This is a genomic window from Curvibacter fontanus (genome assembly GCF_054780335.1).
In genome coordinates, this window is sequence record NZ_BAAGWN010000012.1 from 220,415 (window position 1) to 233,144 (window position 12,730).

At 66.0% G+C, this 12,730-nt stretch carries 13 protein-coding genes; 10 read left to right on the plus strand and 3 right to left on the minus strand.

Translation table 11 applies throughout. The annotated features are described in order from the left end of the window. The first annotated feature begins 15 nt into the window (after nt 1–15). The 7 genes from ACYVH8_RS08855 (at nt 16) to ACYVH8_RS08885 (ending at nt 7,080) form a co-directional block, all read left to right on the plus strand. Nucleotides 16–1,155, plus strand: coding sequence for an ABC transporter substrate-binding protein (locus ACYVH8_RS08855; RefSeq protein WP_460488483.1), 1,140 nt, complete (start codon nt 16–18; stop codon nt 1,153–1,155). Between the two features lie 228 nt (nt 1,156–1,383). Beyond that, on the plus strand, nt 1,384–2,559 hold the full coding sequence (locus ACYVH8_RS08860) for an ABC transporter substrate-binding protein (RefSeq protein WP_460488484.1): 1,176 nt from the start codon (nt 1,384–1,386) through the stop codon (nt 2,557–2,559). Nucleotides 2,560–2,631: 72 nt separating this feature from the next. Then, the gene (locus ACYVH8_RS08865) at nt 2,632–3,507 is read left to right on the plus strand and encodes a branched-chain amino acid ABC transporter permease (RefSeq protein ID WP_460488485.1); all 876 of its coding nucleotides are present in this window, start codon (nt 2,632–2,634) and stop codon (nt 3,505–3,507) included. A gap of 124 nt (nt 3,508–3,631) precedes the next feature. Then, nucleotides 3,632–4,585 carry a branched-chain amino acid ABC transporter permease gene (locus ACYVH8_RS08870; RefSeq protein WP_460488486.1) on the plus strand — a complete coding sequence of 318 codons (954 nt, stop codon included), beginning with the start codon at nt 3,632–3,634 and terminating at the stop codon, nt 4,583–4,585. Next, complete coding sequence (locus ACYVH8_RS08875) at nt 4,582–5,367, plus strand: ABC transporter ATP-binding protein (RefSeq protein ID WP_460488487.1); 786 nt, start codon at nt 4,582–4,584, stop codon at nt 5,365–5,367. Before ACYVH8_RS08870 ends, ACYVH8_RS08875 begins: the two co-directional genes overlap by 4 nt. Beyond that, the gene (locus ACYVH8_RS08880) at nt 5,360–6,064 is read left to right on the plus strand and encodes an ABC transporter ATP-binding protein (protein ID WP_460488488.1); all 705 of its coding nucleotides are present in this window, start codon (nt 5,360–5,362) and stop codon (nt 6,062–6,064) included. Before ACYVH8_RS08875 ends, ACYVH8_RS08880 begins: the two co-directional genes overlap by 8 nt. 41 nt (nt 6,065–6,105) lie before the next feature. Beyond that, nucleotides 6,106–7,080 carry a Bug family tripartite tricarboxylate transporter substrate binding protein gene (locus ACYVH8_RS08885; RefSeq protein ID WP_460488489.1) on the plus strand — a complete coding sequence of 325 codons (975 nt, stop codon included), beginning with the start codon at nt 6,106–6,108 and terminating at the stop codon, nt 7,078–7,080. 116 nt (nt 7,081–7,196) lie between these two features. On the opposite strand, the gene ACYVH8_RS08890 is transcribed toward ACYVH8_RS08885, so the two are convergent. The 3 genes from ACYVH8_RS08890 to ACYVH8_RS08900 all read right to left on the minus strand — a co-directional run bounded on the left by ACYVH8_RS08890 (nt 7,197) and on the right by ACYVH8_RS08900 (nt 9,951). After that, a complete protein-coding gene (locus tag ACYVH8_RS08890; RefSeq protein WP_460488490.1) occupies nt 7,197–8,045 on the minus strand; it encodes a metal-dependent hydrolase in 849 nt (282 codons plus the stop codon). A gap of 131 nt (nt 8,046–8,176) precedes the next feature. Further along, a complete protein-coding gene (locus tag ACYVH8_RS08895) occupies nt 8,177–9,019 on the minus strand; it encodes a shikimate dehydrogenase (RefSeq protein ID WP_460488491.1) in 843 nt (280 codons plus the stop codon). A 14-nt stretch (nt 9,020–9,033) separates the two neighbouring features. Beyond that, entirely contained in the window at nt 9,034–9,951 is a 918-nt protein-coding gene (locus ACYVH8_RS08900; protein WP_460488492.1) for a LysR substrate-binding domain-containing protein, read from the minus strand. A gap of 131 nt (nt 9,952–10,082) precedes the next feature. Here ACYVH8_RS08900 and ACYVH8_RS08905 point away from each other — a divergent pair, with 131 nt between their 5' ends. From ACYVH8_RS08905 to ligK, 3 genes are all read left to right on the plus strand, one after another. Beyond that, nucleotides 10,083–10,772 carry a substrate-binding domain-containing protein gene (locus ACYVH8_RS08905; RefSeq protein ID WP_460488493.1) on the plus strand — a complete coding sequence of 230 codons (690 nt, stop codon included), beginning with the start codon at nt 10,083–10,085 and terminating at the stop codon, nt 10,770–10,772. Between the two features lie 179 nt (nt 10,773–10,951). Continuing rightward, a complete protein-coding gene (locus ACYVH8_RS08910; protein WP_460488599.1) occupies nt 10,952–11,980 on the plus strand; it encodes an amidohydrolase family protein in 1,029 nt (342 codons plus the stop codon). A 55-nt stretch (nt 11,981–12,035) separates the two neighbouring features. After that, nucleotides 12,036–12,728, plus strand: coding sequence for a 4-carboxy-4-hydroxy-2-oxoadipate aldolase/oxaloacetate decarboxylase (gene ligK / locus ACYVH8_RS08915; protein ID WP_460488494.1), 693 nt, complete (start codon nt 12,036–12,038; stop codon nt 12,726–12,728). Nucleotides 12,729–12,730: the final 2 nt, after the last annotated feature.

The window sequence follows — 12,730 nt, forward strand, 5'->3', positions numbered from 1 at the left end:
GCAGGAATGAAAACCATGCATCTGATCGCTTGGCGTTTCCCGGCCCTGCTGCTGGGCCTGGCGGGTTTGTTCGGCGCATGGCAGGGCGCGCAGGCGCAGGACATCGTGATCGCTCAGATCGGGCCTTTCTCTGGCCTGCCGGCGCCGGATGCGCCGCAGATCAACCAGGGGGCCAAGGCCTACTTTGCCCAGCTCAACAAGGCGGGTGGCATCAGCGGGCGCAAGGTCACCTTCTTCGAACTGGACGACACCTACAAACCCGACGGTTTCGCGGCAGCGTTCGAGCAGGCCATGCAGCGCAAGCCGGTGGCGCTGATTTCCCCGGTCGGCTCGGCCTCGCTGCAGCGCATGTTCGCGGACAAGCTGCTCGACAAGCACGATGTGGTCTTGATGAACGCCGTGCCCGGGGCGGAGGCTTTTCGCAACCCCGGCCATCCGCGCCTCTTCCACGTGCGGGCCGGTGACAGGCAGCAGATCGAGAAGATCGTGAACCACGCCCGTACGCTGGGCATCGTCAAGCTGGCGGTCATGCATCAGGACATCCCGATGGGAACCGGGGGCGTCAAGGTGGTGGCCGACGAGGCGGCCCGCCTCACGGGCATGGACGTCAAGGGTTACCAGTCCGTCTTCAAGCCCGAAGAGCAGGCCAAGGCGGCCGAAGAGGTCTTCAAGTCCAACCCCCAGGGCGTCATCGTGATCGGTGCGCCGCCCTTCACCGCAGGCAGCGTGGCAGCCCTGCGCAAGGCGGGCGTGACGCAATCCATCTTCGTGCTGGCCGATACGGCGCCCGGCATGCTGGCCAAGGTGGCGGGTGTCGAGTTTGCGCGCGGGGTGGGCGTGGCCCAGATTTACCCCAACCCCAATGGCAAGACCAAGACCCTGATACGGGATTTCCAGTCGGCCATGAAAGCGGCCTATCCCGACATCGCGAGCTACGCCTCCTTCCAGATGGAGGGCTATCTCTCCGCGCGCATCCTGGCCGAGGGCTTGAAGCGTATCCGGGGCGAGATCACCCCGGCCGCCCTGGCCAAGAGCCTGCAGGCCATGGGCGAGATCGAGTTCGATGGCTATCGCATCGACTTCTCCAAGAGCAATGCCGGCAGCCGTTATGTGGACATTGCCGTCATGGACCAGGAAGGTCGCCTGCGTTATTGAGCGCCGGCCGGCTTTCGCGACACAGGGCCTGCGGGGCCCTGTGTTCGTTTATGCTGCTAATGACTGCCCATAAGATATGTCGTTTTGCTATATCTATCAGTCCGAAACTTGACTTGCGCATGATCTGGTTTGAGGCGAAAGTAATGCACCTTCGCGTGCGAGGACAGGGTCGCACCTGTGCGCCACCGACCGGCTGCGTAAGGGGATAAAACCTAATAGGAGTCTTTCATGCAAAAGCGAGTGTTTCTGAGTGCGTCCATGCTGGCGCTGGCTGCGCTGTCTTCCACGGCCGTGCTGGCCCAGGACGGCGCCTTCAAGATCGGCCTGATCCTGCCCATGACCGGTCAGCAGGCTTCCACCGGCCGCCAGATCGAGGCCGCCGCCAAGCTCTACATGGCTCAGCATGGTGACACCGTTGCCGGCAAGAAGGTCCAGCTGATCATCAAGGACGACACCAGCGTGCCGGACGTGACCAAGCGTCTGGCCCAGGAGCTGGTGGTGAACGACAAGGTCAATGTTCTGGCGGGCTTCGGCATCACGCCCTCGGCCTTCGCCACCGCACCCATCGCCACCCAATCGAAGACGCCGATGGTCGTGATGGCCGCCGGCACCTCCAGCATCACCCAGTCCTCGCCCTACATCGTGCGCACCAGCTTCACGCTGGCGCAGTCCTCGGTCGCCATGGCCGACTGGGCCGTCGCCAAGGGCGGCATCAAGAAGGTCGTGACCCTGGTCAGCGACTACGGCCCCGGCCACGATGCCGAGAAGTTCTTCAAGGACCGCTACATCTTCAACGGCGGCACGGTCATCGAGTCCCTGCGCGTGCCCATGCGCAACCCCGACTTCGCGCCCTTCCTGCAGAAGGTGCGCGACGCCAAGCCCGACGGCCTCTTCGTCTTCGTACCCTCGGGCGCCGGCGCAGCCGTCATGAAGCAGTTCCTCGAGCGCGGCATGGACAAGGCCGGCATCAAGCTGATCGGTCCCGGCGACATCACCGATGACGACCAGCTGGGCGATATGGGCGACGGCGCCCTGGGTGTGGTCACGGCGCACTTCTACTCGGCGGCCCACCCCTCGCCGACCAACAAGAAGTTTGTCGAGGCCTTCAAGAAGGCCAACAAGGGCATGCGTCCGAACTTCATGGCCGTCGGTGGTTATGACGGCATGCGCGTGATCTACGAAGCGCTCAAGGCCACCAAGGGCCAGGGCGGCGGGGATGCCCTGCTGGCGGCCATGAAGGGCCAGGTCTGGGAAAGCCCGCGCGGCCCCATGTTCATCGATGCGCAGACCCGTGACGTCGTGCACAACATCTACCTGCGCAAGGTCGAGAAGCAGGGCGGCGAGCTGTTCAACGTGGAATTCGACGTCATCAAGGACGTCAAGGATCCCGGCAAGTCCAAATAAGCGGGCGACCATGGGCGCCACCCGTCGAGGTGGCGCCCATGTTTTTTTGTCCTGACCTGACACCCAGAGTTCATGCTGACGATACTTTTTGACGGCATTGCCTACGGCATGCTGCTCTTCATCCTGGCGGTCGGCCTGTCCGTGACCATGGGTCTGATGAACTTCATCAACCTGGCCCACGGCGCCTTCGCCATGGTCGGCGGCTACATCACCGTGCTGCTGATGCAGCGCATGGATGTGCCCTTCCTGCTGTGCCTGCCCATCGCCTTCATCGGTGTGGCCCTGCTGGGCGCCGTGCTCGAGCGCACGCTGTACCGGCCCATGTACAGGAAGCCGCACCTGGAGCAGGTGCTGTTCTCCATCGGCCTGACCTTCATGGCCGTGGCGGCCATGGACTATTTCATGACCTCCAGCCAGCAGATCATCCAGCTGCCCGAGTGGATCAAGGGCCGCACCGAGATCGGCGAGGGGGCCTGGATGCTGGGCATGGGGCATTACCGGGTCTTCATCATCGTCATCTGCGCGGCCTTGACCATCGGCCTGCAGTACATCCTGGCCAGGACCCGTTTCGGCAGCCGTCTGCGCGCCTCGGTCGACGACCAGCGTGTGGCCGCCGGCCTGGGCATCAATGTCAATGTCGTGTTCCTGCTGACCTTCGCGGTCGGCTCCGGCCTGGCGGGCCTGGGCGGTGCGCTGGGCGCCGAAGTGCTGGGCATGGACCCGAGCTTCCCGCTCAAGAACATGATCTATTTCCTGATCGTCGTGGCCGTGGGCGGCACCTCGTCCATCACCGGCCCGCTGCTGGCGGCCCTGCTGCTGGGCCTCGCCGACGTGGCCGGCAAGTACTACATCCCGCGCTTCGGCGCCTTCATCGTCTATTTCCTGATGATCGTCATCCTGATCTGGCGCCCGCAGGGCCTGTTCGTGCGCAAGGGAGGCAAGGCATGAGTCGCAGGGCCGCTCCCAAGACGACAACGAAGTTGCGGTGCAGACTCACAACTGCGCGCAGCGCTTGTGACGTCGAAGCCAATACCGCAGCGCGCAGCGCGGAGGCCACCGAATGAAAAACGCCATGCAATCCCTGCACGATCTGCAGCGCTGGAAGCTCTGGGAGCCCGTCTTGTGGTTGCTGGCCCTGGCCTCGCCCTGGCTGCTGTCCACCCATGCGCTCATCATCAACGAGATCGCCATCGTCGCGCTTTTCGCTGTTTCCCTGGACCTGATCCTGGGCTACGCGGGCATCGTCTCGCTCGGTCACGCGGCCTTCTTCGGCATGGGTGCCTACGCGGCGGCCCTGTTCGCCAAACTGGTGATGCCCGACCCGCTGGTGGGCCTGGCCTTCGCCATCGCCGTGTCCACGCTGCTGGGCGCTGTCTGCTCGCTGACCATCATGCGCGGCACCGACCTCACGCGCCTCATGGTGACCATGGGCGTGGCACTGATCCTGATGGAGCTGGCCAACAAGCTGGACATCACCGGCGGGGCCGACGGCCTGCAGGGCGTGGTCATGGGGCCGCTGCTGGGCCGCTTCGAGTTCGATCTTCAGGGCCAGACGGCGGCCTGGTATTCGATCAGCGTGCTGTTGCTGTTCTTTGTGCTGGCGCGCCGGCTGGTGCACTCGCCGCTGGGCGGAACCCTCAAGGCCCTGCGCGACAACCGCCTGCGTGCCATGGCCATCGGCATTCCGGTGACCGCCCGCCTGGCCGTGATCTACACCATCGCCGCGGGCGTGGCCGGCGCCGCCGGTGGCCTGCTGGCGCAGACCACCAGTTTTGCCTCCGTGGACTTGTTCGCTTTCGACCGCTCGGCCGATCTCATGCTGCTGGTGGTCATCGGCGGCACCGGCTGGCTGTATGGCGGCGTGGCCGGCGCCATCGTGTTCAAGGTCATGCAGGACTGGATCTCCTCCATCACGCCGCAGTACTGGACCTTCTGGATCGGCCTCTTCCTTGTCGTGCTGATGCTGGTCGGCCGCGAGCGCCTGATCCGTCCCTGGACCTGGGTATCGAGGGGCAAGAAATCATGAGTTCTCCTGAGATCGTCCTCTCAGCGCAGAACCTGGTCAAGCGTTTCGGCGGCATCACCGCCACCGGCAACGTCAGCCTGGACCTGCACAAGGGCGCGCGCCATGCGCTGATCGGCCCCAACGGCGCCGGCAAGACCACGCTGATCAACCTGCTGACCGGTGTGCTGGAGCCCACCGGAGGCCGCATCCTGCTCGAAGGGCAGGACATCACCCAGCTGGCGCCGCACCAGCGTGTGCGCCGCGGCATGGTGCGCACCTTCCAGATCAACCAGCTCTTCGACACGCTCACGCCGCTGGAGACGCTGGCGCTGACCGTCTCGCAGCAGAGCGGCCTGGGCACGCGCTGGTGGCAGCCCCTGGGCAAACGCCCGCAGGTGGTGGAACGCTGCGAGCAGCTCCTCGAGCAGTTTCATCTGACCGAGGTGATGAACCAGAAGACCCATGTGCTGGCCTACGGCAAGCGCCGCCTGCTGGAAATCGCCATCGCCCTGGCCTGCGAGCCGCGTGTGCTGCTGCTCGACGAGCCCGTGGCCGGTGTGCCCGCTGGCGAGCGCGAGGAACTGCTGCAGACCGTGGCGGCCCTGCCGGCCGATGTGTCGGTGCTCCTGATTGAACATGACATGGACCTCGTCTTCAGTTTTGCCAAGCGCATGACCGTGCTGGTCAACGGCACCGTGCTCACCGAAGGCGATCCCGAGACCATCGCCAATGATCCGCAGGTCAAGGCGGTCTACCTGGGACATGGCGAGGACGCAGACGCGGGGGCTCACCACCATGGCTGAACTCCTCAAGGTTGAAGGCCTCAGCGCGGGCTACGGCGAGGCCGTGGTGCTGAACAATGTATCGGTGAGCCTGGACCAGGGTCAGACCCTGGCCCTGCTGGGGCGCAACGGCACCGGCAAGACCACCTTCATGAACACCCTGGCCGGCGCCACGCGCCAGCACGGCGGCACTATCACCTTCGATGGCGTGGCCCTGCACAAGGTGCCGCTGCACCTGCGTGCCGGCGCCGGCATCGGCTGGGTGCCGCAGGAGCGCAATATCTTCAAGTCGCTCACGGTGGACGAGAACCTCACCGCCGTGGCCCGCCCGGGCCCGTGGACGCCGGCGCGCGCCTACGAGATGTTCCCGCGCCTGGCCGAGCGCAAGACCAACCTCGGCACCCAGCTCTCGGGCGGCGAGCAGCAGATGCTGGCCGTGGCCCGCGCCCTGGTGCTCAACCCCAGGCTCCTGCTGCTGGACGAGCCGCTGGAGGGCCTGGCGCCCATCATCGTGCAGGAGCTGCTGCGCGCCATACGGCGCATCACACGCGAGGAGGGCCTGTCGGCCATCATCGTCGAGCAGCATCCGCAGGCCATCCTGGCCATCTCGGATGTGGCGGCCGTGCTGGACCGCGGCACCGTGGTGCACGCGGGCACCGCGCAATCGTTGCTGGACCAGCCCGAGCTGCTGGACCGTTTGCTGGGTGTGGCGCGCTAAAGCGCGCCGCGCCTTTTTGTTGAGTCTTAGGAGATCAAGACATGAAGCTGAAGATCAACCGCCGCAGCACCGTGGCCCTGCTGCTGGGGGCCACCCTGGCGACCGCCGGCTGGGCCCAGTCCTTCCCGAACAAGCCGCTGCGCATCGTGGTGCCCTTTGGCCCCGGCGGCGTGGCCGATATCACGGCCCGTACCGTGGCGCAGAAGATGTCCCAGACCCTGGGCCAGCCGGTGGTCATCGAGAACAAGCCCGGTGCGGGTGGTGTCGGCGCTTCCGACCTGGTCGCCAAGTCCGCACCGGACGGCTACACCCTGCTGCTGATGTCCAACGCCAGTGCGGTGACGGCCACCATGTTCACCAAGCTGCCCTATGACACGGCCAAGGATTTCGCGCCGATCAGCACCCTGGGTTTCTTCGACATCGGCGTCGTCACCGCCACCGAATCCAAATTCAAGACCATGGGTGAGCTGCTGGCCTATGCCAAGGCCAACCCCGGCAAGCTCAACGTCGGCAGCATCAACACCGGCAGCACCCAGAACCTGGCGGCCGAGCTTTTCAAGACGAATGCCGGCGTGGACATGCAGATCGTTCCCTTCAACGGCACGCCGGCCGTGGTCAACGCCCTGCGCGGCGGCCAGATCGACGTGGCGGTCGAAATCCTCTCGCCCATCATGGGTCAGATCAAGGGCGGCGCCCTGCGTGCCCTGGCCGTGACGGACGACCAGCGTTCGGCCTCGCTGCCCGATGTGCCGACCACCAAGGAAGTCGGCCTGCCGAACTATCTGGCCTCGTCCTGGAATGCGCTGGCCGTGCCCGCTGGCACGCCCAAGGACGTCGTGGCCCGCCTGCATCGCGAGATCGTGGCCGCCGTCAAGGACCCGGAAGTCAGCAAGAGGCTGCGCGACATGAACATCGAGCCGCGCACCAGCACGCCCGAGCAGACCCAGGCTTTTCTGCAAAAGGAAATCAAGCGCTGGGGTGATGTGATTGTCAAGGCCAACGTTCCGCGCCAGTAAGCGCGCGATCGGGGCCGGGAATGCAGCCCGGCCCGGAACGGAAAAGCGGTCCTCGTGGCCGCTTTTTTCATGGGATGTTCCGGGCTGCCGTCGGTGCAGATCGGCGCAGGGAACGGTCAGAAACTGAACCTCTCACCTGGTTGCAGCGGCACCACCTTGGTGGCCGTCCGGCCCAGAGCCTGCTGGTATTGCTGCGGCGTACCCTGGTTCAGCGGGTTGGTGCCGTAGTGCATGGGGATGGCGAACCGGGGCTTGAGCCATTCGCGGGTGGCGTAGGCCGCGTCCACGGGGCCGGTGGTGAAGTTGCCGCCGATGGGGATGAGCAGCACGTCGGGCTTGTAGTACTCGCCGATGAACTTCATGTCGCCGAAGAGACCGGTGTCACCCATGTGGTAAATCTTCTGGCCGTTCTCCAGCTCGATGATGAAACCCACGGGCTCGCCGCCGTTATGGGTCTCGTCCTTGCCGGTGGCAGGGTTCTTCCAGACATAGAGCGAGGAGTGCTCGGCCTTGACCATGGTGATCTTCAGGCCCGGCGCGTCGGCAAAGGGCGCTACCGTCCCGCTCTTGTTCATGCGCGGCGTCAGCTCGGGCGGCAGCACGCCCAGCACGGTCAGGGTCTGGTTCAGATCACCCGGCGCATAGACGCGGGCCTTGTGCATCAGGGCCAGGGCCGGGGCATCGGCGATGTGGTCGAAGTGGCCGTGGGTGACCAGGATCAGGTCGACCCTGCCCAGCTTGGCCAGGTCCTTGTACTCGGCCGGTGTCTTGGGGTTGGGGCGCAGCCAGGGATCGATCACGATGACCTTGCCGCCGGGCGTGGTCAGGCGGAAGGCGGCCTGGCCCAGCCAGAGCAGTTCGGCCTGGCCCTGGGTCGTGGCCGCGGGCGGCGGTGTGAGGGCGCAGGCGGCCAGCAGCAGGCCGCTGACCAGCAGGGTCAACAGACGGGGCAGGGAAGTTTGCATGGCTTGCCTTTCGGTTCGTTGAAGTCGTCGCGGCCGAGAATAGGCGCGTCGACTACCCGGGGCAAGCAGGGCTTACGATGGAGCAGGCCGGACCCTGGCGATGGGCCCATCACAATTTGTGATGGGCAGACTCAGAGCGTCGCTTCGATCTGGCGCCGCAGCTCGGGTGTCACTTCCGGCATCACGCCGAACCAGTGCCGGAAAGCCGGGCGGGCCTGGTGCAGCAACATGCCCAGGCCGTTGACGGTGGCGTTGCCGCGCTCGCGCGCAGCGGCCAGCAGCGGCGTTTCCAGCGGCACGTAGATGACGTCGCACACCAATGCGTGCTTGGGCAGCCGGTCGAGCGACAGGGTCAGCGGGTCCTGCCCTTTCATGCCCAGGCTGGTGCTGTTGACCAGCAGGGCCGCGCCTTCCAGCGCCGCTTCGCGCTGTTCCCAGGGGTAGGCGCGGATCGGCCCGCCGAATTCGGCCGCCAGGGCCTGGGCCTTGTCCAGGCTGCGGTTGCACAGGCGGATCTCCTTGGCCCCGCGCTCGGCCAGCGCGACCAGGATGGCGCGCGCCGCGCCGCCCGCGCCCAGCACGGTGACGGGGCCGGCGTCGGCGCGCCAGTCCGGCTGGGCGTCCAGCAGGCTCTGGATGAAACCATAGGCGTCGTTGTTGTAGCCGGTCAGCGTGCCGTCGGGTTCGACGACGATGGTGTTGATGGCGCCGATGCGCCGCGCCAGCGGGTCGATGCGGTCCACCAGCGCCATGGCCGCCACCTTGTGCGGGATGGTGATGTTGCAGCCGGCAAAACCCAGGGCGCGCAGGCCGCGCACCGCATCGGCCAGGCGGTCCGGCAACACGGGCAGCAGCACGTAGCTGCCCTTGAGCTCATGTTGGTGGATCCAGTGGGTATGGATGGCGGGGGAGCGCGAATGCGCCACCGGCCAGCCCATCACGCCGGCGAGTGTGTAGGGTTTGTCAGTTGCCATGGTGTCGGTAGATTTCATACGGGTGCGGGGGCTGCACCAAAGACCTCGCCGGCCACCTGCTGGATCAGCTCCAGCATGGCCTGCTGCGTCATGGTCGTGGTGCGGCCGGCCGCCGTGGCCAGCGCCAGGCGGCTGGACAGGCGGGGTTTGTCGATGGGGCGTGCCTGGTAGGCCTCGGGCCGCTGCGTGGTGGCCAGCGCGTACCTGGGCAGCACGGCGTAACCGGCGCCGTCGGCCACCAGGTCCAGGATGGCGGCCACGCCGTCGATCTCCAGGCTGATATCGGGCTTGCAGCCGATGCCGGCCATCTCGGTCTCCACGACCATGCGGATGGCGTTGGGTCGGCTCGGGATGACCAGGGGCAGGGTGCTGACTTCCTTGAGGCCGATGGGCTGCGCGCCGGCCTTGCTGCGCGCCGGGCGCGGCCCGATCAGGAACAGATCTTCGTCCAGCAGCGGCAGGGTGTTGAGCTCGGGGCTGGCGGGCGGGTTGTAGAGCAGGGCGATGTCCAGACGCCCGGTCAACAGGCCTTCCTGCATGGAGATGGTCAGGCCCTCGCTGATGGACAGCGCGGCACTGGGCAGGCGCTTGCGAAAGGCGCGCGTGAGCGGCACCGTCATCATGCGGGCGATGCTCGGCGGCAGGCCCAGGGCCACGCGTCCGGCCAGGGCGCCGCGCACGCGGCCCAGGTCCTCGCGCGCGCGCTCCACCTGGTGCAGGATGCCGCGGCCATGCTCCAGCAGCAGCTTGCCGGCATCGGTGGTGGTGACACCACGGCCGTTGCGCAGCAGCAGGTTCTGCCGCAGTTCCACCTCCAGCAGACGCACCTGGCGACTCAGCGCCGGCTGGGCAATGTTGAGCACCCCGGCGGCCCGCGTGAAACTGCCCAGTTCGGCGACGCGCACGAAATATTCGAGTTGTTTCAGGTCCATGGTTTGCGGGATAGCTTGTCAGCGATTATGCCGAAATGCGATACCTGCTAGAAACCGCGCCGCCTTGGCACAGCGGGGCAGGGTGGCCACAATCGCTGTCTGTTCTTATCAATTTGCCGGCCCTCTCCCCCATGAGCACCCCCCTGCGAGGCATCTCGTCCATGGCCACCCGCCAGGTGCTGGCCGAACTGGTGGCGGCCTACCAGCAGCAGGCGGGCCAGACTGTGGCCATCGAGTCGGTGGGCGGCGTGGATGCCGCCAGGCGCGTGGCGGCCGGCGAGGCTTTCGACGTGGTCATCCTGGCCTCCGACGCCATCGACAAGCTCGTCGCCTCCGGCCATGTGCTGGCCGGCAGCAAGGTGGACCTGGTGCATTCGGGCGTGGCCGTCGCGGTGCGTGCGGGTGCCCCCAAGCCCGACATCTCCAGCGAGGCGGCCGTGCGCGATGCTGTTCTGAAGGCGCGTAGCCTGAGCTACTCCACCGGTCCCAGCGGTGTGGCCCTGGCCCAGCTTTTCGAGCGCTGGGGCATCGCCGGGCAGATCGAGGACCGCATCGTCACCCCGCCGCCGGGCATCCCCGTGGGCAGCCTGGTGGCCAGGGGCGAGGTGGCGCTGGGCTTCCAGCAGTTCAGCGAGATGCTGAACCTCGAAGGCCTCACCGTGCTGGGCCCGCTGCCACCGGCCATCCAGATCACCACCACCTTTTCCGCCGGTGTCTGCGCCAGCAGCACCCAGGCCGATGCCGTGCGCGCCATGCTGGCCTATATGGCCTCGCCCGCCGCCGCCGAGGCCAAGCGCCGCCAGGGCATGGAACCGGTCTGATATGAAACACCCCCAGGCTTCGCGCACTGCGTGTCGCTACGCCACCCCCCTTGCAGGGGGCAACGCCAGTGGCCCGGCAAAGCCGGTTCCACGGCGTTCCCCGCTTAGACCATCCCCGTCCAGGATGGATGTGGCCACGCATTGAGATTTGAATCCCAGGAGACCCCATGAAAAAGCCCATGATCATCGACATCCACGGCCACTACACCACGGCCCCCAAGGCGCTGGAGAACTGGCGCAACCAGCAGATCGCCGGCATCAAGGATCCGGCCCTCAAGCCGAAGGTGGCCGACCTCAAGATCAGCGACGACGAGCTGCGTGAGTCCATCGAGAGCAACCAGCTCAAGCTGATGAAGGAGCGCGGCTCCGACCTCACCATCTTCAGCCCGCGCGCCAGCTTCATGGCCCACCACATTGGTGACTTCAATGTCTCGTCCACCTGGGCCGCCATCTGCAACGAGCTCTGCTACCGCGTGAGCCAGCTCTTCCCCGAGCACTTCGTGCCCGCCGCCATGCTGCCGCAGTCGCCCGGCGTCGACCCCAGGACCTGCATCCCCGAGCTGGAGAAGTGCGTCCAGCACTACGGCAACGTCGGCATCAACCTCAACCCCGATCCGAGCGGCGGCCACTGGACCAGCCCGCCGCTGACCGACAGGCAGTGGTACCCCATCTACGAAAAGATGGTCGAGTACGACATCCCGGCCATGATCCACGTCTCCACCAGCTGCAACGCCTGCTTCCACACCACGGGCGCGCATTACATCAACGCCGACACCACGGCGGTGATGCAGCTGATCCAGGGCGACCTCTTCAAGGACTTCCCCACGCTGAAGTTCATCATCCCGCACGGCGGTGGCGCTGCGCCCTACCACTGGGGCCGTTACCGCGGCCTGGCGCAGGAGATGAAAAAGCCCCTGCTGTCCGAGCATCTGCTGAAGAACATCTACTTCGACACCTGCGTCTACCACCAGCCCGGCATCGACCTCTTGACCCGTGTGATCCCGGTGGACAACATCCTGTTCGCCTCCGAAATGATCGGCGCCGTGCGCGGCATCGATCCCGAGACCGGCGCCTACTACGACGACACCAAGCGTTATGTGCAGGCCACACCCAACCTCAATGACGCTCAGCGTTACAAGATCTTCGAGGGCAACGCACGTCGTGTGTTCTCGCGCCTGGATGCCCAGCTGAAGGCCAAGGGCAAGTGAATTCACTCCCTCTCCCAGAGGGAGAGGGGATAGATACAAACAGAAAGGAAACATCATGAGCGTCAACGCACCCTTGGGGCTGGTCAAGCGCAACATCGTGCGCGCCGATGCCGCCGCTGTCGAAAAAATGGGCCAGTACGGTGTGGCCACCGTGCACGAGGCCCAGGGCCGCATCGGCCTGATGCAGTCCTATATGCGTCCCATCTATGCCGGCGCCAGGATCTCCGGCCCCGCCGTCACCGTGCTGCTGCACCCGGGTGACAACTGGATGCTGCACGTGGTGGCCGAGCAGATCAAGCCGGGCGACATCGTTGTCGCGGCCCTGTCCTCGCCCAACACCGACGGCTTCTTCGGCGACCTGCTGGCCACCAGCTTCAAGGCGCGCGGCGCGCGCGGCCTGATCATCGATGGCGGCTGCCGCGACATTGCCGAACTCAAGTCCATGGACTTCCCGGTCTGGAGCCGCGCCATCAGCGCCAAGGGCACCATCAAGGCCACGCTGGGTTCCGTGAACATTCCCGTGGTCTGCGCGGGCATGATCGTCAACCCGGGTGACGCCATCGTGGCCGATGACGACGGTGTGGTCGTCGTCAACGCTGCCGATGCGCAGAAGGTGGCCGACGCTGCCGCGGCGCGCGAGTCCTTCGAAGGGGAGAAGCGCGCCAAGCTGGCGTCCGGCGTGCTGGGCCTGGACATGTACAAGTTCCGCGAACCCCTGGAAAAGCTGGGCCTGAAGTACATCGACTAAGC